Source organism: Bacillus cereus group sp. BfR-BA-01382 (assembly GCF_022663475.1).
GTDB classification, from domain to species: domain Bacteria; phylum Bacillota; class Bacilli; order Bacillales; family Bacillaceae_G; genus Bacillus_A; species Bacillus_A thuringiensis_S.
The window spans coordinates 21,737-43,707 of record NZ_JAKUFQ010000019.1 but is presented as its reverse complement, the minus strand read 5'-3'; the positions used below and the strand labels follow the sequence as shown (position 1 = coordinate 43,707).

Below are 21,971 nucleotides of genomic sequence, written 5' to 3'. Positions count from 1 at the left end.
TTACGATATACGCAACGTACGCTTCTTATAAGACAGAGAATGCCTTATATATCCGCACGGGTTGCGTAATGATATGAATGTTTTCTGCCATTTAACAGAGCTAAGCCCATTACATTTACGATTACAATCATTACGCACACCCCTTTCATTTATTTTCCATTTATAATCTTACAACTTTATTGAGTATTCTGTCAATTTTTTTTTTACAAACTGAATAAAAATATACGCTACATCATTTTGAAATAAGAGAATATTCCGTAAGAAAGGGCATACAAAATAAAAAAAGAATAAGAAATCGTTTTCACAAACATTTCATTTGAAAAATGTTATCAAACCCCCTACAATCACCTTATACTCACTCTTACAAGTTGCTATTTTAGGAGGACTAATCATGACAACTAGCAATACGTACAAATTTTATTTAAACGGAGAATGGAGAGAAAGCTCTTCAGGAGAAACAATCGAAATTCCATCTCCATACTTACACGAAGTAATTGGACAAGTACAAGCAATTACTCGCGGAGAAGTAGATGAAGCAATTGCATCTGCAAAAGAAGCTCAAAAATCATGGGCTGAAGCTTCCCTACAAGATCGCGCAAAATACTTATATAAATGGGCTGATGAGCTCGTAAATATGCAGGATGAAATTGCCGATATCATTATGAAAGAAGTCGGTAAAGGCTATAAAGATGCGAAGAAAGAAGTTGTTCGTACAGCTGACTTCATTCGTTACACGATCGAAGAAGCTTTACATATGCACGGAGAAAGCATGATGGGCGATAGCTTCCCTGGCGGAACGAAATCTAAACTTGCGATTATCCAACGCGCACCACTTGGTGTTGTATTAGCAATCGCACCATTTAACTACCCAGTAAACTTATCTGCTGCAAAACTTGCACCAGCATTAATTATGGGTAACGCTGTTATTTTCAAACCAGCAACTCAAGGTGCAATTAGTGGTATTAAAATGGTGGAAGCACTTCACAAAGCTGGCCTTCCAAAAGGTCTTGTAAACGTAGCTACAGGACGCGGTTCTGTAATTGGTGACTACTTAGTAGAACACGAAGGCATCAATATGGTATCGTTCACAGGTGGTACAAACACAGGTAAACATTTAGCGAAAAAAGCTTCAATGATTCCACTTGTATTAGAACTTGGTGGTAAAGATCCTGGTATCGTTCGTGAAGATGCTGACTTACAAGATGCTGCAAACCATATCGTAAGCGGTGCATTCTCTTACTCTGGTCAACGTTGTACAGCTATTAAACGTGTACTTGTACACGAAAACGTAGCGGACGAGCTTGTTGACTTAGTAAAAGCACAAGTAGCTGAACTATCAGTTGGATCTCCAGAACAAGACAGCACAATCGTTCCATTAATCGACGACAAGTCTGCTGACTTCGTTCAAGGTTTAGTTGACGACGCTGTAGAAAAAGGTGCTACAATCGTTATCGGTAACAAACGTGAGCGTAACTTAATTTACCCAACATTAATCGATCACGTAACAGAAGAGATGAAAGTTGCTTGGGAAGAGCCATTCGGCCCAATCCTTCCAATCATCCGTGTTTCTTCAGATGAACAAGCAATTGAAATTGCTAACAAATCAGAGTTCGGTCTGCAAGCAAGTGTCTTCACTAAAGACATTAACAAAGCATTTGCAATTGCTAACAAAATCGAAACTGGTTCTGTACAAATTAACGGACGCACAGAGCGCGGCCCTGACCACTTCCCATTCATTGGTGTAAAAGGTTCAGGTATGGGCGCACAAGGTATTCGTAAGAGCCTTGAGTCTATGACACGTGAAAAAGTAACAGTATTAAACTTAGTTTAATTTTATATGTAGAAGCTGATCTAGTTTAGATCGGCTTCTTTTTATATCAAATAATTATTCATTCCTAATCACAAACTCTTCTCTATAATCTGATTATTACTATATCCATTGACGTATAAAAATTCATTTGTTACTCTTAAAGACGTTAATTTAATATTTAAATCCTCATTCGTATCTCGGTGAGGTAGAGGTTGCAATCATTAAGAGTATCATTTCAGGAGATGTAGTGGCATTGATGAAGGAATGAGAAAGGAATGGTTGCCGAAGTAAGTCGTGTCCACCATGCACGCTTGCTGGGTCTGCATTTAATAAGTGCAGAACTGTCACAAACGTTTCGTTTGTGGAGAGCTATCGAGAGATATGTCGTGGGTTTCTTATAAGATAGAAAGCATGTAGCGGCAGATTACGTGCTTTTTTTGTTTTGTTTGGGACTTCTCTTCCTGACTCAGGAAGACATACATATCTCCTCGCTTGACTTGGTTATACTAACTTTGGAGGTATTTTCTATGCAACAAAAAAAATGGGGCTTTTGGGTACTAACAGCTTTCGTTGTCGGTAACATGGTTGGCGCTGGTATTTTCATGGTGCCAAGTACGTTGGCACAAACAGCAAGCCCACTCGGTGTCACTTTAGCTTGGTTAACTACAGGATTTGGTGTTTTAATGCTAGCTCTTGTTTTCGGTAATTTAGCAATTCGTCGTCCTGATTTAACGACAGGGCCACAAAGTCATGCATATGCTTTATTCTCAACACCAAAAAAGAAAAAAATGGCTGGCTTCAGTATGGTATGGGGATATTGGGTTGCAAACTGGGCAAGTAACGTTGCCATCATTACATCATTTGCGGGATATTTATCGCTCTTCTTCCCAATTATGAAAGATACGCGACTACTATTTTCAATCGGTTCTTTTAACGTAGAAGTCGGAAAACTAATTACATTTACGATTTGTTCCATCTTACTTTGGGGAACTCATATTATATTAACAAATGGTGTAAGCGGAGCTGGAAAGCTAAACTTCTTAGCAACAACAACGAAAGTAACTGGATTCCTTTTATTCATCGTCGTTACGTTATTTGCATTCGAAGCTTCTAAGTTTGGACAATGGTACACGCCGATGATTGATAAATCAGGTGTATCACACGGTCTTCTTTCACAAGTAAATTTAGCTGCTCTTACAACGCTTTGGGCGTTTATCGGAATTGAATCAGCCGTTCTTTTATCAAACCGTGCTGTTTCTCCAAAAACGGTAAAACGTGCAACAGTTGCGGGATTACTTATTACAGTTGCGATTTACTTAGGAATTACAATTTTAACAATGGGTGTACTTCATGTTGATAAATTACAAGCTTCGGAACGTCCATTAGCAGATGCACTAAACGCTGCAATGGGTCATGGCGGCGGGAAACTTATGGCATTACTTGCTCTTACTTCCCTGTTCGGTTCTATCTTAGGCTGGATTTTATTAAGCTCAGAAGTACCTTATCAAGCAGCAAAAGAAGGTTTCTTCCCTTCCTTCTTCACGAAAACAAATAAAAAAGGAAGTCCAATTTACTCATTACGATTAACAAACATTATGTCGCAAGTATTCCTATTCTCAACATTATCAGGAACTATTGCGGAAGCTTATACATTCGTTATTACCGTATCAACACTGGCCTACCTCATTCCATATCTCGTTTCACCAATCTTCCAGTTAAAACTAGTCGCAACTGGTGAAACATATAAAAATGAAATGCGGGCAAGAATTACAGATGGTATAGTCGCAGTGATCGCACTTTGCTACGCACTATGGGTTATTAAAACCGGCGCATCCGATATAAAAACGTTCCTTCTCGGAATTGGTTTATTCGTAATTGGATTTGCTTTCTATCCATTAATGAATCGTGATCAGAAAAAAAATAACGAAAAGAAAAACGGGCAAGTTGCATAACGCAATTTGCTCGTTTTTTCTTTTGTAAAACATATATAATAGAACAAAGAGGTGAAAAACATGTCAATCGAATCGCTATGGAGCAGTCGCTTCCAACAACATATTCAAAATATCATTACATACTTTGCACGTATGATTAACGGTTTACTATATAGCTTTATCTTTATTTCATGCGTTGGCGCATACTACTATGCTCAGTTTCTAAAAACATCTCCTTCTAAAGGAATATCTTTACTACTCATCACGATTGTACTTACATTCATTATAACGAGATCCCCTATCCGTACATTTATTCAAAAACCTGATGCTGTCTATTTGCTTGCATTAGAAGAGAAATTAACATCCTATTTCAAAAAATCTCTTCTATACAATTACATCATTCAGCTTTTTCCATTATTATTTACGTTCCTTATTCTCGTACCACTTGCTATGCAATCATTGCAATTAACTGTACCTTTTTTATGTACAATCTTTATCGCGTTAATGATTACGAAAGCTTGGAACATGTACATACATTGGATGTGGCGTGATAGTCACGAAAAAAATATATGGCTGATCATTCGTATTACTTGTAACGCCCTAATCATTTACATGCTGTTTTATTCCGCAAATGTTCTCATATTGGGCGGACTACTCTTACTACTTGCTTTCCTAATTCTATATACGAAAAAACAGCCTACAAAGCGAATACCGTGGGATTACATAATCGAGCAAGAAGAAAAAATGAACGTTCGTTTTTATCAATTTGCTAGCATCTTCACCGATGTTCCGCAACTAAATAAGCAAGTAAATAAAAGAAAATGGCTTACAACTTGGATTGAACCTTTATTACATAAAAAACGAGCAACTTTCTTCTACTTACATACACTAGCATTTTTACGTGGAAATGATTATTTCGGTATATATATTCGCTTAGGATTGATCGGTGCTTTCGCCTTATATTTTATACCAAACATATACGTAAAAGGTGCTATCGCTTATATCGTTCTATATATGATCTCTATGCAGCTTCGTTCACTGTGGAAATATTTTTCGGGAAATATTATTGTAGCATTATATCCAATCCATACTGAAGAAAGAATGAAACAATTTCTTAGCTTAATCTTTATATTGCTAAGTATTCAACTCATTGTATTTTCGAGTGTTATACTCATTGCTACAGGACAAATTTTACATAGCTTTATCATTATGATTATCGGGTTACTCTGGATCAAATTTATTATTGTACCAAAAACGAAGCAACGCGTTTCTTCGTTTTAACGAAAAGAAATATCTTAAAAGCCAAGGAGAAAATAAATTATCCTTGACTTTTTTATTTTGCTTCCTCAAACAAGAATCACTGAAACAACCGATATTTTATGATTTTTACATACAAAAACGATAATACATGTTTACATACTAATAAAAAGGGTATCTATTAAATTAACAGAGTAAAGGAGGGGCCTATATTGTGAATAAAAAAACGGAACAATTGAAGCATCACGTTACTGACAATCAATGCAAACATGCTTTAACAACAAATCAAGGGTTAAAAATAGCTGAAGATGAATTTTCTTTAAAGATGGGCTTAAGAGGCCCAACCTTAATGGAGGATTTCCACTTTCGCGAGAAAATGACTCATTTTGATCACGAACGAATTCCCGAAAGGATTGTTCATGCACGCGGGGTTGGCGCTCATGGTTATTTTCAGCTTTATGAATCTTTAGAAACATATACGAAAGCAGATTTTCTTACTAATCCTTCAAAGAAAACACCTGTATTTGTACGGTTCTCAACCGTTCAAGGTTCTAAAGGATCCAACGACACAGTAAGAGATGTACGCGGATTCGCCACAAAATTTTATACAGATGAAGGAAACTATGATTTAGTGGGTAATAATATGCCAGTATTCTTTATCCAAGATGCTATTAAATTTCCTGATTTTGTCCATGCAGTTAAACCAGAACCACATAATGATATTCCTCAAGGAGCTAGCGCTCACGATACCTTTTGGGACTTTGTTGCGCATAATCCTGAGTCCACTCATATGGTCATGTGGCAAATGAGCGACCGAGCTATTCCGCGTAGTTTACGAATGATGGAAGGTTTTGGAGTTCACACATTTCGACTCATTAACGCAGAAGGAAAAGCCCATTTTGTAAAGTTTCACTGGAAACCTACCCTCGGGGTTCATTCATTAGTATGGGATGAAGCTCAAAAGATTGCTGGGAAAAATCCTGATTTTCATCGTCAAGATTTATACGAAGCAATTGAAAAAGGAGATTATCCTGAATGGGAACTTGGATTACAGTTAATTCCAGAAGAAGATGAACATAAATTTGATTTTGATATTTTAGATCCAACGAAATTATGGCCAGAAGAAAAAGTTCCCGTAAAATTAGTTGGTAAAATGACATTGAACAAAAATGTTGATAACTTCTTTGCTGAAACAGAGCAGGTAGCTTTTCACCCTGGTCATGTCGTACCAGGTATTGATTTTTCAAATGACCCTCTTCTGCAAGGAAGATTATTCTCCTATACAGATACACAATTATCTCGTTTAGGGGGCCCTAATTTCCATCAAATCCCTATCAATCAGCCCGTATGTCCTTTTCATAATAATCAACGTGATGGTATGCATCAAATGCAGATTCATCGCGGTCAAACAAGCTATCATCCTAATGGATTAAATAACAATCAACCTGCAACCGTCCAAGCCGAACAAGGAGGATATGAACATTATCAAGAAAAGATTGATGGGCATAAAATTAGAGGTCGCAGTAAAAGCTTTCTTAACTTTTATTCTCAGGCTAAACTTTTCTACAATAGTATGAGCCCTATTGAAAAGCAGCACATAAAAGAAGCTTTTTGCTTTGAAGTTGGGAAGTGTAAATCAGACATGGTGAAGGCAAATGTAATTGCTCTCTTAAACCACGTCGATCGTCAATTAGCACAAGAAGTCGCTAACATTATTGGAGCTCCTTTACCTAAGGAAAATCACGAAGTAAATTCAGATGCAAAATCACCTGCACTAAGTATGTCCAATACTATTTTTAAATCTGATTCCAAAAATGTTGCAATTCTATTAAATGGTGACCCAAGCGTCTCACTTCTGTCCGAATGGATTCAAGCTTTTGTACAACACCGAATTAACTATAGCATCATAGATAATAAAATTTATCAGTTCAATGATTCCATTAAAGTAACTGATACTTATACAACAACAGACTCCTCCCTTTTTGATGCAGTATTAGTGTTTAGTAGTGAGTCTGTCATTCACCCCCCTGTTTTAGAATTTGCAGAAACTACTTTTAAACATTTTAAACCGATAGCTCATGTTCTTAGTAATCCTCATGCTTTGGACCATAGTAAGATTAAACTGGATGGAGCAGGAGTTTACAACTTAACAAACACTTCAATTGAGTCATTTATAGAAGGCATTGCCCAAGGACGATTCTGGAACCGATAATATAATGTAAGGAGCGGATTAGAATGAGTAAAAAAATTGCTATTTTAATAACGGATTATTTCGAGGACACAGAATACACAGAGCCAGTAGAAGCTTTTAAACAGAAGGGATATGAATTAACAACTATTGAAATGGAAAAAGGTAAAACGGTACACGGTAAACAAGAAAAAAGCGAAGTCGTAATTGATAAAAATATTGATGGTGTTTCTCCAGAAAACTTTGATGCACTCTTCATACCCGGTGGATTTTCTCCAGATATACTTCGTGCAGATGAGCGTTTCGTTCGCTTTAGTAAAGCATTTATGGATGCAAAAAAACCTGTTTTCGCTATTTGTCACGGACCTCAGCTACTCATCACTGCACAAACACTTGAAGGACGTGATGTCACTGGATATAAATCTATTGAAGTCGATTTAAAAAACGCCGGCGGAAACTTTCATGACACAGAGGTTGTCGTATGCCAAAACCAGCTAGTCACAAGTAGACAACCAGAAGATATACCGGCGTTTATTAAAGAATCATTGCGTATATTAGGATAACTACTTTGGTTAACTAACCTCCTTTTATTTACATGAAAATAATGAATCAGTGGGGTTTTATTCATCCCCCCACTGATTCATTAGCCCTCACCAACTGGTCGTTTGCAGGAAATCCGACCACCACAAATAGCAAGATAAATAAAAAGAGGGGAATCCAAAAGTTCAGTTTTAATAATCTTTTGGATTCCCCTCTTTTCTCGCCCAAAAATTCCTTATCACTTTTCATAGGCAGTTCTCATATAGTGAAAATGACTATATAATTCCTATCCATAAGTTAAATAATGATTTCGCACATATATAAATACAAAAGATGGGAGCCCTATTTATGAATAACAATCCACCTTCAACGCCCCAAGACAACTCCGAAAACAATAGCCGTGATATCACACTGCAAACATTAAGGGTCATCGGACTCGTCGTCCTTATTAGTGGTTATATCCTCGTTGCGCTCTCTGAAGTAGGTGAGCTGAAAGTCTTATTAACAAACCCAAATAGCAATCCTGATTTAGCTGAAGTTGATCCGTTTTAAAAAGAATAACATATCACCCTTCCTAAAAAAACGTAACAACTGATTCATTCGGCTGGGCAAATTTTGCGAAGTTATGGATAGAGTCATCCCCGCATTAAATACGGGGATGACTCTAATTATTGAATGACTTCTTCTAAATGATTCTTCAAGTTCCCTAAATACTTCTCTATATCCGGATTCTTCACCACATCATAACAAGCAAAACTCTTTAACGGACTCATACCGAGAAACTTCTGCACGCGGTGTAAATGACTAAGCGCTGATTCTAAACTTTCTCCTTCAAAGAACTTCGTCTTATCTCCAAATGCTTTTTCAGGTGCATTCCAAGTTGTAGAGAACATATACTCTTTCTCTTTTAATAAACCACCTGTTCCATATTCATCAGCACCTTTAAAGAACAAACCGTATTCATATACTTCATCCATATACGTTTTAAATAAGCCCGGTACACTAAACCAGTAAATCGGCGTTTGATAAATCACAACATCAGCCCATAAAAACTTATCTTGTTCTTCTTTAATATTGTAACCATCTTGAATCGTTGTTGTTTTCACATGATGATTCTCGCCTAATACAGTAACCATATAATCTACTAACGTTTTATTTAATCGTCCTTCCTTTGTACCGTATTTTTCATGTCCATTTATAATAAATATATTTTTCATCGCTTTCCTCTCCCCTATATGATCTACTCTTCAGCTATTAAGCCGAGTTGCTGCTGTAGTGTAAGATTATCTTCTAAATGCCAATCTTCCGTTATCTTTCCGTCTTTCACATGTAAAATATCAATTGCAAAAAAATTAATTTTCTTACCATTATGTGTTCCTGTAAAAGAAAGACGGGCTGTTACTTTATCACCAACAACTAATAAGTCTTCAATCTCGCAATGTATATCAGGCACAACTTTACGAAAATTTTGCGCTGCAAACTTTAATCCTTCAATGCCTTGTGGTCGCCCTTTCGGCAATGTATTATCGAAGAAATCTTTAGTAACAGTCTGCGGAATAAGTTCCTCCTTACCTGTATCCCAAAATGCATAAAAACGCTGCGCCGCATGAACCATTTCTGTCGCTTCTTTTTTACTTAGTGAGGGATCAATTGTCATTGCTTTTGGCTTTGGCATTTCTTTTAATAATTGAACTTCAGTTTTTTGTTCCACACCACATGCTACAAGCACAATACAAATAACAAACAAACTAAGAAATCCAAATAACTTTTTTATCCCCATGGAAATCACCACCTCCTTATATAAATCCTTTTTGCTTCGTATTACTATTGTATATACACTAACTTCCTTTATGGAAGTAGTGATATTTTTTTCATATAGTTACCAAAAGTATAGTTTTGTGATACTATAAAGCAAATTCATCCAAAAAAATTTTATGGAGGCTAGTTCCATGAACGATATAAATCCAGTTGAATTAACGAAAGGTTTACCTGGCATACCTTGTCCCATCGCTAAAACGCTTGATGTAATTAGTACAAAATGGACGTTTTTAATCATTCGTGATCTTCTTATCGAAGGAACATTACGCTTTAGTGATTTACAAAAATCAATGGATGGTATTAGTCCAAAAACATTATCGCTTCGACTAAAAGAATTAGAGTCTCAAGGCATTATAACGAGAAAAGTATATCCAGAAGTTCCGCCTCGTGTAGAGTACACATTAACGGATAAAGGAAAGCAATTAGAGGGGATTTTTATTGAATTAAAACGGTTTGGGTTAAGTTTATAAAATGAAACTTTAATCAGGATAGAACAAAAACCCCTTACCGTCGTAAGGGGTTTTATTACTTCGCAAAACTTTCAGCCAACTGTTTCTCTCTCCACATAAATGTAATGCCGAGACCAACTATTAAAACAACGCCTGAAAATGCATATGGATAATGAATATTCATATCAAATAATATTCCGCCCATCGCTGGTCCTGCGATATTTCCTAAACTCGTATAAGTCGAGTTCATACCAGCAACGAATCCTTGCTCTTTTCCAGCTGCTTTTGATAAAAACGTCGTTAAAGCTGGACGAAGTAAATCAAATGCTAAGAAAATGAAGCAAGTAACGAGAAGTACAATCCAATAATTAAAGACTACAGTCGAGACGAATGCTAATACTGCCCCTACAATTAAACATATTTGGATTAATACTTTCTCACCGAACATGTCTACCAATTTGCCAAACATAAATACCTGTACAACTACCCCAAAGATTGAACTAATTGTAATAATCGCTGCAATATCTTTCGGCGAGAAACCAAATTTATGATCAGAGAACAAGCTAAACACTGTTTCATACGCTGATAATCCGAATGCGAGTACAAATACAATAATAAATGCAATTGCATACATTGGATGTAATGATTTCTTTAAATCACCAATAAAACTTGATTCTTTCGTATTAGAAGAAATCTCTGCAAGTTCTTCTTTCGTTAACGGTTCTTTTAAAATAAAAATCGAAATCACACATGCTATAAAAGCAATTACTGCTGCAACGAAAAACGGCACACGTATACCGTATTCTGCAATAAATCCGCCGATTCCAGGCCCTATAATGAATCCAGTACTAATAGCCGCAGATAAGTATCCCATCGCCTTTGGACGTTCCTGAATAGATGTAATATCCGCAACATATGCCGTAACACCAGGCATAATAAACGCAGCACTAATTCCGCCTAATACCCTTGCTACATAAAGCATCCATACATCTTTTCCTAATCCAAAAAGAAGTTCTGAAACACCAAAAATAAATAATCCAATGATGATCATTTTCTTCCTACCGTAAAGGTCAACCCATCGGCCTGTAATAGGTGAAGTAATGAGCTGGGCCATTGCAAACACTGCAACGAGATATCCCATCGTCTTCCCTGTTAAACCCATATCATTCATAAAGGACGGCATAACCGGAATGATTAATCCAATCCCTAAAAAAGCGATAAATATATTACTCAAAAGAATGACCAATACCATCTTTTGTTCTTTTATCGGTTTCTTCACTTTTTAACACCTCTTCCCGTAAGCTCCTCTCAAAAAATAATGCCCAAGAAGCTTTTTCTTTATCCTGCTATTTGTGGGCTAATCATGAGTAGAGATGCCTCCACTCATTAGAATTTCACTCTATCCTTCCACACATACATAAATATTAGGTGAATGACTATCATTCATTTCCCCTCAAAAATAAACCTACCTTTTCAGACAGGTTCATCTCACTATTTCTTTATATGTAGTGCATGTGTTAAAAAATCTAGTACTTCTGCCTTTTGTAGCTCGACCTGCTCATCATCTTTATGATCATATAAATAAACTTGTTCCGCTGCTGATTCAACAAGAGCAATAAATAACTTCGCTGTTCGCTCTGCGTGAACTGAATCACGAATTTCACCGGCTTCTTTCGCCCCACTTAAAAATTCACTTAGCCACATATAAAGAGGCTCATACACAGCTTCCCATTCTTTTATATGTTCCGTAGATGCAAGACCTGCATACATTAAAGCTTGTATTTCACGATATTCCTCTATAAAGTGAAACACCGCATCGATTACTTGTGCCACTTTATTTGAAAAAGGTACATCTTTTTGTACTTTTTTTTTCACTGCAAGTATCATCTTTTCAACCATCACTTCTGCTATTGCAGGCATAACAGATAGCTTAGAAGGAAAATATAAATAGAAAGTTCCTTGCGCAATGCCAGCTAATTTCACGATATCAGAAATCTTCGTTTTTTCGACGCCCTTTTCCTGAAACACTTCAATAGCTGCATAGACAATTTTCTCTTTTTTATTCATCATCTAAACCCTTTCACACGCGTATTGAATGACTGTCACTCATTTTATAAAATAACTAGCTGTACTGTCAATTATCGTGCACTTTTTATAATAAAAATCTCCTAATGACTTGTTAGGAGATACAGTATATCTTTAAGAAAGTGCCTTTAATCCTGTCACTCCACATACAATAAGAAACACACTAATGATACGCGCTTTACTTTTCGACTCACCAAACAAGAACATGTTTAACAAAACTGCACCTGCTGTTCCGATACCAATCCAAACCGCATATGCGACACTTACTTGTAAAAATAAGAAGGAAGTATACAAAAATGCGAAGGATGTAGCAAACCCACCTATATAAATCGCACCATTGGCTAATGTCTTATCTTTACTATACATTTTAAGTCCTATCACACCGACTATTTCACTAATTGCAGCACAAAATACGAAAAACCAACCCATTTTTAAGCAACTCCTTCCACAGTTTCTTCTTTATTGTCAGCTAACTTTAAACCGATAACGCCGGCTACTACCATAAGAATGAAGAATAGTTTGCCTGCGCTGAAACTTCCACCGAAAAGAAATACATCCATTAAGAAAGTACCTACCGTACCAGCTCCAGCGAAAATAGCATATACAGTTCCTGTTGCAAGATGTTCACACGCTTTAGAAAGGAAGTGAAAATCAACAGCGATAACTCCTAAAATAATAATCCAATGCCACCAAGTATTAGCCGTATTAAAACCAAACACCCAAAAAATTTCAAAGATACATGTTAATATGACATATAACCAAGCTCTATTTTTCATACCTCTCACCTCTTATGACTGACTATCAGTCATTTTTGTTTTAAAAAAATATACTCTTTCATCAATACTATATAAAAACAACTATCATCCTCATTTACCATTGTATTTGTTCCATTTCTAAGCTAAATGCATCCTGTCACATAAAAATGACTGAATGTCATTCATATGTATTGTACATGAACATTTTAAAAATTGTCAATGCCGAAAGTTTATTTAAAATTTCTATCATCAGATTTGTATATTTCCTAATAATCTGTCAATAATGCTAGTAACATAATATTTTCTCCACTCCCCCTTGGAGAGATCCCTTGAATGGAGCAGTTAGCTTTTGCTAGCTGCTCTTTTTTATTTATCCGCACACTATGATGAAATACTCATAGATCAAATCCATTTTTCATCACATAACAACATCTATTTATTTTCCAATGAGCCTTTGTATGCACTAATTTTATTCTCGAGCATCTTCTCTGTAACTTCTAAGTTTTCTCTTTGAATCTGAATAGATTTCCTATGATCTTCTAGAAGCTGTAAACGAGCTTCTGTTGTATGCTCCCCTTCTGTATATAGTCTAGCGTATTCTCTTATTTTCGCTATTGGCATTTGCGTTTGTTTTAATTTCATTACAAACTGCAACCACTTTATATGTGACTCTTCGTAAAGTCGATTTCCATTTGTATCACGATTTGCAATTAATATACTTTCCTTTTCATAATAGCGTAGTGTATGTGTGCTCACTCCTAATAATTTTGCTACCTCGCTAATTGTGTACATACTCAAACTCCCTTCACATGCTTACCCTCATATATTTTATGACCGAATCAAATTTATAAAAAACATTTGACTTAGAGTATACTCTAACAAATACAATCTAACCATAAATGAATTTGAATTTAGGGGGATTTTATATGAAATACACGGTTATTACTGGCGCAAGTTCCGGAATTGGTTATGAAGCAGCTTTAGCATTTGCATCTCGCGGAAAAAATTTAGTACTTGTAGCTCGAAGACAAGAAGAATTAAACGGATTAAAATTGAAAATTAACGAAATGCATCCTGAGTTGGATGTTGTCATTCGAAAAACTGATTTATCTGTGACTGAAGATGTTTATAAACTTTATGAAAGCCTACAAGCTTTTCAAATTGAAACGTGGATTAACAACGCAGGTTTTGGTAATTTCGCCTCAATTGCTGAACAAAATTTAAATAAAATAGAGACGATGTTGCATGTCAATATAGAAGCACTAACAATACTCTCTTCTCTTTTCGTTCGAGATTATTCAATGGTTGATGGAACACAGCTTATTAACGTTTCATCTGGCGGCGGATACACGATTGTTGCTGATGCTGTTACGTATTGCGCTACGAAATTTTATGTAAGTGCCTTTACAGAAGGGCTGTCTCACGAACTGAAAGAACAAGGCGCAAAACTGCAAGCAAAAGTTTTAGCTCCTGCTGCAACTGAAACAGAATTTGCGAAACGTTCATTTGATATTGATGAATTCCAATACGATAATGTTGTACCAAAATTCCACACTGCAAAACAAATGGCACAATTTATGCTCGATCTTTATGATAATGATAAAGTTGTAGGGCTTGTCGATGGTTCTACTTATAACTATGAGCTTAAAAATCCCATTTTTAATTTTGCAGTACGAAAAACGAATTCAAGTTCTTAATTCCCCTAAAATATAGATGCCCACTATTACATAAATAATAGTGGGACTTTTCTCTCTCTGAAACTTTCACCCAACATACCGAACCATCGCCACTTCATCACAATAATCAACCTTTGGACAATGTCTACAATCAATCCATACTTTCTCTGGTAACGCCTCTCTATTCACAAAATCAAACCCGCACTTTTGAAAAAATTCCGTTTCATATGTTAAAGAAATGACTCTATTCACTTTTATTTTCGCTGCTTCATTTATTACATGGTTCACTAACATACGCCCTATCCCTTTTCCTGCATATGTATGCGAAACTACTAACGATCGTATTTCTGCAAGATCTTCCCCCAATACATGCAATCCAGCAACTCCAACAATTTTCTCGTCCTCTTTCATAACATATAAACATTGCAAATATTGATAAAGAGACAAAAGAGATCGCGGTAAAACAACTCCCTCTTTTGCATAAACCTCAATAAGACTATAAATTTCTTTCACATCACTCGTCACCGCATTACAGATTTTCATATTACATCCCCTTGCCCTCGATATTAATATTTATAACTTCAAATGAATTTTAATTCATAATTTTATATAATAATACATCTCTCTTTTCTCCTCGTCAATCAATTTATACAAACAAAAAACCAAGCAATCTAATCGATGCTCGGTTCCTCATTTCGTATCGGCAATACTGTCGAATATTTAATTTCACGAAGTGCTAAACTTGTCTGTATCCTTGTAATACCAAGCTTATTCAGCTTTCTAATAAACTGCTCTAGTTCTTTACGATCACGATTTGCAACCTTTAATAAATAATCGTACTCTCCTGTTAAACAGTGACATTCTAACACTTCCGGCATCGATTCTAATTCTTTCTCCAACACTTCCAACTTGTCAAATTGATGAATATTCGTACTCATAAAAATAAAACATAATAAATCAAACCCAAGCTTTTCTTGATTTAAAATCGCGACTTGCTTATCGATGAAACCTTCCCCATCCAATCTTTTTATTCTTGCATGCATCGCAGCCGGTGATAAATTAACGCGACGTGCCAGCTCTGCATTACTTACTTGTGACTCCTTCTGCAATATATCTAAAATTTGTACATCCAAATCATCCAACACTTTAATAACAGACGACTCCATTACAATTCCCCCTTTTTTCTTACCGATGATTATTCGAAAAAACACCTTATACCTTACACGAAACTGAATATCATTCCGTAAATATCACTCATCACTAAAGATTTTATCGAGTTTTCACCATTATACAAAAGAATATATTACACAATAAAGAAAAATGCTAAAATTATTTACAATAAGTATTGATTACAAAAAAGGGGATTTTATCATGCCTTATTTTTACGTCTTTTTACTATTACTAACGAGCTTATTATGGGGAGGAAATTTTGTCGTTGGAAAATCACTCGTCGATCATGCATCGCCGATGACACTGACAAATTTAAGATGGATGATTGCGATTGTTTGTTTATTACCAATGGTATGGTTTAAAGAAAAGAAAATCCTTCCACCACGTACCGCAATACTTCCGTTAATATTGATGGGAATTTCAGGGGTCGCTCTTTTTAACATCTTTCAATTTTTAGCATTAGAAAAAACATCCGCTACGAATGTAGGTCTTATCTCTACTTTGAATGCAATTTCAATTGCATTATTTTCAGTATTATTTCTAAAAGAAAAAGTAAATACACTTCAAATCCTATCCATGATTCTTTCATTCTTCGGGGTTATCCTCGTCCTATTAAAAGGTGATTTCTCGCTTTTATTTTCACTACATTTTAATAGTGGCGATTTATGGATGATTGCAGCAGTTTGTATTTGGGGAATCTATTCTATTTGTAGTAAATGGGCAACAAAAACAACTACACCACTTATGGCAACGTTGTACTCTGGTATTTTCGGCGTTATTTTATTACTACCGTTTAACATAGGTAGCTTCACTGTTTCAAATATAAATACTTCTTTCATCACATCACTTTTATATACTGGGCTTATTTCGACAGTTCTTTGTATGGTATTTTGGAATATTGGCGTACAAAAATTAGGCGCAACTACATCAGGTATTTTTCTAAACTTCAATCCAATTTTCACAGCCATTTTAGCATTCATATTCCTCGGAGAAGAATTAACGTGGATACAAATTTTAGGGACAATTGTCGTTGTAACAGGATGTTATTTATTTTCTCATTTCAAAACTGTCGCTGTTCAGCCTGTTAGACCTTTAATGCGAAAACATCCTTAATGAAAAAACATCGTCATCTGGGTTGGCGATGTTTTTATTTACTCTTCATTTCTTTTATATACTGCTTTTCCTCTTCTGGCGATAAACGTTCCGTCGCCTTGCCAGTATCTCCACCTTCGAGGTTCCATAAAAAGTTATGCTCCTCAACAGTTTGAGAAAAATCTCCTTTTTCCCATCTGTTTATAATAGAAAATAACTTCATTTTATATTGAAAACCTGTACTATTTTCAATATCTCTTTTTACATTAGAAATTTCCTTTTTTGTCATTTCTACAAATCCCCATTTTTCAGAGGATTTTACCTTTTGGTGCACCATTTTATGCATGGTAGAAATAATTTCACCTTCACTAATTTGCGGGACTTCTTCTGCAGCTTTTTTCTCTTTTTCGTTTGCCGCTCGCTCGGTTTGAATATTTTTATTTTCTTTTTCCATATATGCAAGCAATTTCTTTCCGCAAACTATAGAAGAGATGATTACAATAATGGTAATACATATACCTACAATCCATTTAAAAAGCATTAGCTCTTCATCGCTTCCCTAACAATATGACTATCTACATATTGCTTAAACTTCACGATTTTTCCATCTTCAAGCTGCCATACATGAACAAATTCTGCTTCAAATGATTTTCCTGTTTCTTTATAAACTCCAGAATACATACCTTCTGCAATAATTACATCTTTTCCGTCTACCTCATGATATGTATTTACACTTGCTTTATAATCATCCCAGTCTGATCCTAAACGGCTAAATACATTTTCCATTATAGCTTCTACGCCTTTATATGTTCCGCCGTATGGGAAACCTTCTGCCTCTGTCCATTCCACTTTTTCAGAGAAGGCTTCTGCTAAATGCTTTGCATTCGAAGAAGCTGATCCTTCATACGTGCTTTGAATAATTTCTAAATTTGATTTAGGCATATTACTTCCTCCCGTTTATTTATTTTTACACAAGACGTAACCAATGTAGTTACAACTTGTGTAAAAAAATATTTAAATTGTTTCATTCGTAATTCATTAGTTGTAATCATTATAGTTACAATAATTCTTCAAGTCAACAATTTATAAATAAAATTTACTTCGTTTTCATTACTTTCTCTTTTAAGAAACGATCTACATATCCTTCTGCTTTTACTACGAATAAATACGCACCCATTGATAATAATGCAAGATCTAATTCATATCCTGGATTCTTTCCATCTCCTAATAAACCTGCTGCTCCATTTACCTTTACGATAGCTCCAGCTAAAATAAGAGCGAATAACAATCCTACATATCGTACACCTAAACCGATAATTAATAATATACCACCAACTAATTCTACAGTTGCTACGCCGTATGCAAGGCCACCTGGTAAACCGATGCTTGTAAACCATCCTGCTACATTATCGATACCTGATTGAAACTTTGCTAAACCGTGTGCAAAGAACGTAACTCCTAACACGATACGAATAATTAAATTCCCAATATATTGATTCATTTTGAACTCTCCTTTTTGTTTTGTTATGGTGAACTTTTATTTACAAGTCAAAACAATACGGTATTTTATTTCATTCGTCAAATACTTTTTTAAAGAAAATAAAAAACATTATCCGTTTTACGGATAATGTTTTCCTACAAAATAGCGCTAATTCAAGCTTTTATTCTATCGCATAGAAAAAGTTGAAACATTTTTCCAGCGCCAATATAAGGCAGTAAAGACACGTCCTCTTCCACAACCATTCCCACAACATTCACTTTCTCATCTACAGGTAAATCATGTGTAGCAACTTGCATCTCCCCTGCATATCTACCGTACAATTCATTATCAATTGTAATGCTGCCTTTCTTTCTTACAATTGTATGCATCGGCTGTAAAACCACTCTATTTCCTTCCCTTGATTCTACAGATCGAATAACATCACGAGCCGGATCTAGTCTATTTGTATGCACTTGCTCCACCACTTTTAATACTTCTTTATCAGTTATAAATGATTTGTAACGCAATGGAATAATCCCCCTACTCGCACTAGCTACTTCTTGCATACTTTCCAAACTTGCGCTTATATCTCCAATCAATACTTTATCAACACCACAATCTTGAACAAGTTCTAAGTACGCTTCAAGCGGGCGCATATTGCGATGTTTTTCTAACGTTGGTAACCCTTCATATAACGGACCACGTTTTTCCGCGTCTCCTGGAATAAATGCCATCGTTTTTATTCCGCACTCCTGTAAATATTGATTTTGTTTTTGTAAGAAGGACTTTGCTAGTCCTGTCTCTGGACGTGGGTAAAAATTATGCAACGCTTCTACATTCTCTACTCGTATATGTTCTGTAAGTAACTCTTTCCAAAATGGCTTTGTAATCGTACTCGCATTTAAAGCTACTTTCATCTTATGAGATACGCTTGCAATTTCTTTTGGCGCAATGCCGTAATCCATTCTTAAACCGGTAATGCCCCAGTCCAATAGTTCTTCCACATTTTCATATGTTAGCCCTAAATGATGTAACGATTTTGGAGAAACATCAACCATTAACTCCATTTCATTTTCAAGAGCCTGCTTCCCAAGTATCTGAATTAACTCTTTATACGTACCAGGATCATCCTCTGGTATATGAAGTGATGTAAAAATAGACAAAAATCCATTTTCCTTCGCCACTTTTAGCCACTCTTCTTGTTTCTCTACTCGTTCTTTTGAAAGATAAATGGAAACTCCGATCATATAAATCTCCCTTTCTATTAATAGAAAAAGAGAAAGGAATCCCTTTCTCTATATGTTTTCTGCCATTTCTTCTTTAAATCCGAAGAAGTACGTAAAGATAAATCCGAAAGTATATGCAATTACTAAACCTAAGAAATATAGTAAATATTTATTGTCAGCAATTAACGGAATTAAAGATAGCCCTGATACGCCAATTCCAAGTGAAGCCGTTTGCATAACTGCTTGGAATGCACCACCGACAGCCGCTCCTAAACAAGCAGTAATAAACGGTTTCCCAAGTGGTAATGTAACCCCGTATAATAACGGCTCACCAATTCCTAAAAAGCCAACTGGCAATCCACCTTTAATTACATTTCGAAGTCGTTTGTTTTTTGTTTTCACATAAATCGCAATTGCTGCGCCCACTTGGCCAGCACCAGCCATTGCGAGCACTGGTAATAAAGGTGTTACGTGTGTTTGATTAATAAATTCCATATGAATTGGTGTTAAACCGTGATGCAATCCGACCATAACGAGAGGTAAAAATGTTCCCGCAAGTACTGCGCCAGCAAATGCTCCGCCAATATTTAAAATAGCATTAATTCCGCTCGTAATACCATCTGATAAGAAACCTGCTAATGGCTGAATGGCTAACATCGTTACGATACTTACAACTAATACAGTAATGAGTGGTGTCACGATAATATCAACTGCATTTGGCACTGCTTTTCGAACTTGTCTTTCCACTACAACCATAAGCCATGCTGCAAAAATAACTGCAAACAATCCGCCCCGTCCGGGCACTAATGCTTCACCAAACAATTTTACGTTTGCCATCGCCGGGTTGAAAATTAAAATACCAGCAATTGCCCCAAGAACCGGTGTCCCGCCAAATTCTTTCGCTGTATTCCAGCCGACTAAAATTCCTAAGAATGTAAAGATACCGCCGCCAATGAGTAGTAACATTTGTAACCACGTTGCATTTGGATCAGCACCAGCATTTTTCGCAAAGTTAGCAACCCCGTTTATAATTCCTGACGCAACAAGCCCCGGAATTAATGGGATGAAAATACTTCCTATTTTTCGTAAAAAGTTTTTCACCGGTGTATTATTTTTCTTCTTAATCTCTGATTTCATCTCTTGCCCAATATCTTCAAGGTGATGATCTGCTACCTCACCAATTCGTAGTCCTGTCAAACCTTCCATTTCAGCTGCTACTTTATTTACTGTTCCTGGACCAACGACAACTTGAAGCGTCTCATCTTCTATAACACCCATAACGCCTTCAACTTTTTTCAAAAGGTCCATATTTACTTTACTTTCATCATGAAGCGTTAAACGTAGTCTCGTCATACAATGAGCAATACTACGAATATTTTTTATTCCCCCAAGTTGCTCCGAAATTTCCTTGGCCATTCTCTCTTCTTTCTTCATAATAGAATCCCCCTTCCTATTACTTTATAGTGCTTTCTTCACAAACCCTTTTGCGTATTTTAGTTTCTCCAGTGCTTCCCCATACTCACACTGCAACAACACCATAACAATGGCAGCTTTTACGTTACGTTCTGCCTTTTCATAATACTCTGCCGCTACTTCATAACTAGCGCCTGTTGCTTCCACAATAATTCGTTTTGACCGTTCTACTAACTTTTCATTTGTGGATTGAACATCTACCATTAAGTTTTTATATACTTTTCCTACACCAATCATCGAAGCTGTTGAAATCATATTCAGCACTAATTTTTGTGCTGTACCAGCTTTTAAACGCGTTGATCCTGTTAATATTTCTGCACCTGTCTCTACTTCTACATTTAACTTTGCATATTTACTTATTTCAGCATTTTTATTACAAGAAATACTCGCTGTACTCGCTCCTACGCTCTGTGCGTATTTCAAGCCGCCAATTACGTAAGGAGTTCTGCCACTTGCAGCAATTCCAATCACTGTATCTTTCTCATTTAATCCAATACTTTTTAAATCTTCTTCTGCTAACTCTTCGCGATCTTCGGCACCTTCCACCGCTTTAGTAAACGCTTTCAACCCACCTGCTATATATCCTTGCACCATTTTATCATCCGTGCCAAATGTCGGCGGACATTCCACTGCATCTAGAATACCTAAACGACCACTCGTACCAGCACCAATGTAAATTAAACGTCCCTCTTCTTCAAAAGATTTAATAACAGTCTGTACAACCTTTTCAATTTGTTCTATCTCTTTTTCAACTGCTAACGCAACAGTTCGATCTTCTTCATTCATACTTTGCAACACTTCTTTTATACTCATTTCATCCAGATTCATTGTTTTCTCATTACGATGTTCTGTCGATAAATTTTCTAACATATTGTCACCCTCTTTGAAATTATATTTCACACTTTTATTATAACTTTAAGAAACTAAAAATCAATATCCCTTTCTTATTTTATGAAATAAAATTTCACAACATGACATATTTGTGTCAAAGATAATAAAAAAGATGAGTCTCCTCATCTTT

Annotated in this window: 25 protein-coding genes and 1 riboswitch; of the genes, 9 read left to right on the top strand and 16 right to left on the bottom strand. The window is 35.9% G+C overall.

The features are described from left to right. Nucleotides 1–391 precede the first annotated feature (391 nt). The 5 genes from gapN (at nt 392) to MR160_RS10870 (ending at nt 7,749) form a co-directional block, all read left to right on the top strand. Nucleotides 392–1,831 (top strand): NADP-dependent glyceraldehyde-3-phosphate dehydrogenase, encoded by a 1,440-nt coding sequence (gene gapN / locus MR160_RS10890; protein WP_000213629.1) that lies wholly within the window; start codon nt 392–394, stop codon nt 1,829–1,831. A 177-nt stretch (nt 1,832–2,008) separates the two neighbouring features. After that, nucleotides 2,009–2,190, top strand: a riboswitch (Lysine riboswitch). A 147-nt stretch (nt 2,191–2,337) separates the two neighbouring features. Then, complete coding sequence (locus MR160_RS10885; protein ID WP_001186317.1) at nt 2,338–3,762, top strand: amino acid permease; 1,425 nt, start codon at nt 2,338–2,340, stop codon at nt 3,760–3,762. Between the two features lie 60 nt (nt 3,763–3,822). After that, the gene (locus MR160_RS10880) at nt 3,823–5,022 is read left to right on the top strand and encodes an ABC transporter permease (RefSeq protein WP_242297334.1); all 1,200 of its coding nucleotides are present in this window, start codon (nt 3,823–3,825) and stop codon (nt 5,020–5,022) included. A 190-nt stretch (nt 5,023–5,212) separates the two neighbouring features. Further along, nucleotides 5,213–7,210 carry a catalase gene (locus MR160_RS10875; RefSeq protein WP_001036526.1) on the top strand — a complete coding sequence of 666 codons (1,998 nt, stop codon included), beginning with the start codon at nt 5,213–5,215 and terminating at the stop codon, nt 7,208–7,210. Nucleotides 7,211–7,233: 23 nt separating this feature from the next. Next, entirely contained in the window at nt 7,234–7,749 is a 516-nt protein-coding gene (locus tag MR160_RS10870; RefSeq protein WP_000037536.1) for a type 1 glutamine amidotransferase domain-containing protein, read from the top strand. 61 nt (nt 7,750–7,810) lie between these two features. Here MR160_RS10870 and MR160_RS10865 read toward each other — a convergent pair whose 3' ends face one another. Next, nucleotides 7,811–7,975, bottom strand: a complete 165-nt coding sequence (locus MR160_RS10865; protein WP_017762826.1) for a hypothetical protein — start codon at nt 7,973–7,975, stop codon at nt 7,811–7,813. Between the two features lie 99 nt (nt 7,976–8,074). Here MR160_RS10865 and MR160_RS10860 point away from each other — a divergent pair, with 99 nt between their 5' ends. Then, a complete protein-coding gene (locus tag MR160_RS10860; protein WP_001063872.1) occupies nt 8,075–8,278 on the top strand; it encodes a hypothetical protein in 204 nt (67 codons plus the stop codon). Between the two features lie 116 nt (nt 8,279–8,394). Here MR160_RS10860 and MR160_RS10855 read toward each other — a convergent pair whose 3' ends face one another. Further along, nucleotides 8,395–8,943 (bottom strand): NAD(P)H-dependent oxidoreductase, encoded by a 549-nt coding sequence (locus MR160_RS10855; RefSeq protein WP_000789180.1) that lies wholly within the window; start codon nt 8,941–8,943, stop codon nt 8,395–8,397. Between the two features lie 23 nt (nt 8,944–8,966). After that, nucleotides 8,967–9,506: an ester cyclase gene (locus tag MR160_RS10850; protein ID WP_000511560.1), complete on the bottom strand. Its 540-nt coding sequence runs from the start codon at nt 9,504–9,506 to the stop codon at nt 8,967–8,969. Between the two features lie 169 nt (nt 9,507–9,675). Here MR160_RS10850 and MR160_RS10845 point away from each other — a divergent pair, with 169 nt between their 5' ends. Beyond that, a complete protein-coding gene (locus MR160_RS10845; protein WP_000997917.1) occupies nt 9,676–10,014 on the top strand; it encodes a winged helix-turn-helix transcriptional regulator in 339 nt (112 codons plus the stop codon). 55 nt (nt 10,015–10,069) lie between these two features. On the opposite strand, the gene MR160_RS10840 is transcribed toward MR160_RS10845, so the two are convergent. The 5 genes from MR160_RS10840 to MR160_RS10820 form a co-directional block, all read right to left on the bottom strand. Further along, complete coding sequence (locus MR160_RS10840; protein ID WP_000742945.1) at nt 10,070–11,272, bottom strand: MFS transporter; 1,203 nt, start codon at nt 11,270–11,272, stop codon at nt 10,070–10,072. 212 nt (nt 11,273–11,484) lie between these two features. Continuing rightward, complete coding sequence (locus tag MR160_RS10835) at nt 11,485–12,063, bottom strand: TetR family transcriptional regulator (protein ID WP_184121589.1); 579 nt, start codon at nt 12,061–12,063, stop codon at nt 11,485–11,487. A gap of 129 nt (nt 12,064–12,192) precedes the next feature. Then, nucleotides 12,193–12,507, bottom strand: coding sequence for a DMT family transporter (locus tag MR160_RS10830; RefSeq protein WP_000539671.1), 315 nt, complete (start codon nt 12,505–12,507; stop codon nt 12,193–12,195). A gap of 2 nt (nt 12,508–12,509) precedes the next feature. After that, nucleotides 12,510–12,854 (bottom strand): DMT family transporter, encoded by a 345-nt coding sequence (locus MR160_RS10825; RefSeq protein ID WP_000796019.1) that lies wholly within the window; start codon nt 12,852–12,854, stop codon nt 12,510–12,512. A gap of 411 nt (nt 12,855–13,265) precedes the next feature. After that, nucleotides 13,266–13,625, bottom strand: a complete 360-nt coding sequence (locus MR160_RS10820) for a MerR family transcriptional regulator (RefSeq protein WP_000288075.1) — start codon at nt 13,623–13,625, stop codon at nt 13,266–13,268. 134 nt (nt 13,626–13,759) lie between these two features. On the opposite strand from MR160_RS10820, the gene MR160_RS10815 reads away from it, so the two are divergent. Continuing rightward, a complete protein-coding gene (locus tag MR160_RS10815; protein ID WP_000878080.1) occupies nt 13,760–14,530 on the top strand; it encodes an SDR family NAD(P)-dependent oxidoreductase in 771 nt (256 codons plus the stop codon). A gap of 66 nt (nt 14,531–14,596) precedes the next feature. Here the strand turns inward: MR160_RS10815 and MR160_RS10810 are convergent, their stop codons facing one another. Together MR160_RS10810 and MR160_RS10805 are read right to left on the bottom strand one after the other, a co-directional pair. After that, a complete protein-coding gene (locus MR160_RS10810) occupies nt 14,597–15,052 on the bottom strand; it encodes an N-acetyltransferase (RefSeq protein ID WP_000686659.1) in 456 nt (151 codons plus the stop codon). Nucleotides 15,053–15,180: 128 nt separating this feature from the next. Continuing rightward, nucleotides 15,181–15,675 carry an Lrp/AsnC family transcriptional regulator gene (locus MR160_RS10805; protein ID WP_000446097.1) on the bottom strand — a complete coding sequence of 165 codons (495 nt, stop codon included), beginning with the start codon at nt 15,673–15,675 and terminating at the stop codon, nt 15,181–15,183. Between the two features lie 205 nt (nt 15,676–15,880). On the opposite strand from MR160_RS10805, the gene MR160_RS10800 reads away from it, so the two are divergent. Then, nucleotides 15,881–16,792 carry a DMT family transporter gene (locus MR160_RS10800; protein ID WP_017762824.1) on the top strand — a complete coding sequence of 304 codons (912 nt, stop codon included), beginning with the start codon at nt 15,881–15,883 and terminating at the stop codon, nt 16,790–16,792. A gap of 34 nt (nt 16,793–16,826) precedes the next feature. Here MR160_RS10800 and MR160_RS10795 read toward each other — a convergent pair whose 3' ends face one another. The 6 genes from MR160_RS10795 to murQ form a co-directional block, all read right to left on the bottom strand. Further along, nucleotides 16,827–17,312, bottom strand: a complete 486-nt coding sequence (locus tag MR160_RS10795) for a PRK06770 family protein (protein ID WP_063674991.1) — start codon at nt 17,310–17,312, stop codon at nt 16,827–16,829. Beyond that, on the bottom strand, nt 17,312–17,713 hold the full coding sequence (locus MR160_RS10790) for a nuclear transport factor 2 family protein (protein WP_001126695.1): 402 nt from the start codon (nt 17,711–17,713) through the stop codon (nt 17,312–17,314). The genes MR160_RS10795 and MR160_RS10790 overlap by 1 nt, the downstream gene beginning before the upstream one ends. A gap of 154 nt (nt 17,714–17,867) precedes the next feature. After that, nucleotides 17,868–18,272: a DoxX family protein gene (locus MR160_RS10785; protein WP_001077751.1), complete on the bottom strand. Its 405-nt coding sequence runs from the start codon at nt 18,270–18,272 to the stop codon at nt 17,868–17,870. Between the two features lie 152 nt (nt 18,273–18,424). Beyond that, nucleotides 18,425–19,498, bottom strand: a complete 1,074-nt coding sequence (locus MR160_RS10780) for a DUF871 domain-containing protein (RefSeq protein ID WP_000580615.1) — start codon at nt 19,496–19,498, stop codon at nt 18,425–18,427. A 48-nt stretch (nt 19,499–19,546) separates the two neighbouring features. After that, nucleotides 19,547–20,911 (bottom strand): PTS transporter subunit EIIC, encoded by a 1,365-nt coding sequence (locus MR160_RS10775; RefSeq protein ID WP_000711295.1) that lies wholly within the window; start codon nt 20,909–20,911, stop codon nt 19,547–19,549. 24 nt (nt 20,912–20,935) lie between these two features. Then, the gene (gene murQ, locus MR160_RS10770; protein WP_000892355.1) at nt 20,936–21,820 is read right to left on the bottom strand and encodes an N-acetylmuramic acid 6-phosphate etherase; all 885 of its coding nucleotides are present in this window, start codon (nt 21,818–21,820) and stop codon (nt 20,936–20,938) included. Nucleotides 21,821–21,971 lie beyond the last annotated feature (151 nt).

What these genes read in the sequence shown, in the direction of transcription:
- MR160_RS10870 (WP_000037536.1), top strand. Translation starts at nt 7,234, where the DNA reads ATGAGTAAAAAAATTGCTATTTTAATAACGGATTATTTCGAGGACACA.
- murQ (WP_000892355.1), bottom strand. Translation starts at nt 21,820, where the DNA reads ATGTTAGAAAATTTATCGACAGAACATCGTAATGAGAAAACAATGAAT.
- MR160_RS10885 (WP_001186317.1), top strand. Translation starts at nt 2,338, where the DNA reads ATGCAACAAAAAAAATGGGGCTTTTGGGTACTAACAGCTTTCGTTGTC.
- MR160_RS10830 (WP_000539671.1), bottom strand. Translation starts at nt 12,507, where the DNA reads ATGGGTTGGTTTTTCGTATTTTGTGCTGCAATTAGTGAAATAGTCGGT.
- MR160_RS10860 (WP_001063872.1), top strand. Translation starts at nt 8,075, where the DNA reads ATGAATAACAATCCACCTTCAACGCCCCAAGACAACTCCGAAAACAAT.
- MR160_RS10835 (WP_184121589.1), bottom strand. Translation starts at nt 12,063, where the DNA reads ATGATGAATAAAAAAGAGAAAATTGTCTATGCAGCTATTGAAGTGTTT.
- MR160_RS10800 (WP_017762824.1), top strand. Translation starts at nt 15,881, where the DNA reads ATGCCTTATTTTTACGTCTTTTTACTATTACTAACGAGCTTATTATGG.
- MR160_RS10855 (WP_000789180.1), bottom strand. Translation starts at nt 8,943, where the DNA reads ATGAAAAATATATTTATTATAAATGGACATGAAAAATACGGTACAAAG.
- MR160_RS10880 (WP_242297334.1), top strand. Translation starts at nt 3,823, where the DNA reads ATGTCAATCGAATCGCTATGGAGCAGTCGCTTCCAACAACATATTCAA.
- MR160_RS10780 (WP_000580615.1), bottom strand. Translation starts at nt 19,498, where the DNA reads ATGATCGGAGTTTCCATTTATCTTTCAAAAGAACGAGTAGAGAAACAA.
- MR160_RS10815 (WP_000878080.1), top strand. Translation starts at nt 13,760, where the DNA reads ATGAAATACACGGTTATTACTGGCGCAAGTTCCGGAATTGGTTATGAA.
- MR160_RS10865 (WP_017762826.1), bottom strand. Translation starts at nt 7,975, where the DNA reads ATGAAAAGTGATAAGGAATTTTTGGGCGAGAAAAGAGGGGAATCCAAA.
- MR160_RS10795 (WP_063674991.1), bottom strand. Translation starts at nt 17,312, where the DNA reads ATGCTTTTTAAATGGATTGTAGGTATATGTATTACCATTATTGTAATC.
- MR160_RS10845 (WP_000997917.1), top strand. Translation starts at nt 9,676, where the DNA reads ATGAACGATATAAATCCAGTTGAATTAACGAAAGGTTTACCTGGCATA.
- MR160_RS10790 (WP_001126695.1), bottom strand. Translation starts at nt 17,713, where the DNA reads ATGCCTAAATCAAATTTAGAAATTATTCAAAGCACGTATGAAGGATCA.
- MR160_RS10805 (WP_000446097.1), bottom strand. Translation starts at nt 15,675, where the DNA reads ATGGAGTCGTCTGTTATTAAAGTGTTGGATGATTTGGATGTACAAATT.
- MR160_RS10785 (WP_001077751.1), bottom strand. Translation starts at nt 18,272, where the DNA reads ATGAATCAATATATTGGGAATTTAATTATTCGTATCGTGTTAGGAGTT.
- MR160_RS10810 (WP_000686659.1), bottom strand. Translation starts at nt 15,052, where the DNA reads ATGAAAATCTGTAATGCGGTGACGAGTGATGTGAAAGAAATTTATAGT.
- MR160_RS10820 (WP_000288075.1), bottom strand. Translation starts at nt 13,625, where the DNA reads ATGTACACAATTAGCGAGGTAGCAAAATTATTAGGAGTGAGCACACAT.
- MR160_RS10825 (WP_000796019.1), bottom strand. Translation starts at nt 12,854, where the DNA reads ATGAAAAATAGAGCTTGGTTATATGTCATATTAACATGTATCTTTGAA.
- MR160_RS10775 (WP_000711295.1), bottom strand. Translation starts at nt 20,911, where the DNA reads ATGAAGAAAGAAGAGAGAATGGCCAAGGAAATTTCGGAGCAACTTGGG.
- gapN (WP_000213629.1), top strand. Translation starts at nt 392, where the DNA reads ATGACAACTAGCAATACGTACAAATTTTATTTAAACGGAGAATGGAGA.
- MR160_RS10850 (WP_000511560.1), bottom strand. Translation starts at nt 9,506, where the DNA reads ATGGGGATAAAAAAGTTATTTGGATTTCTTAGTTTGTTTGTTATTTGT.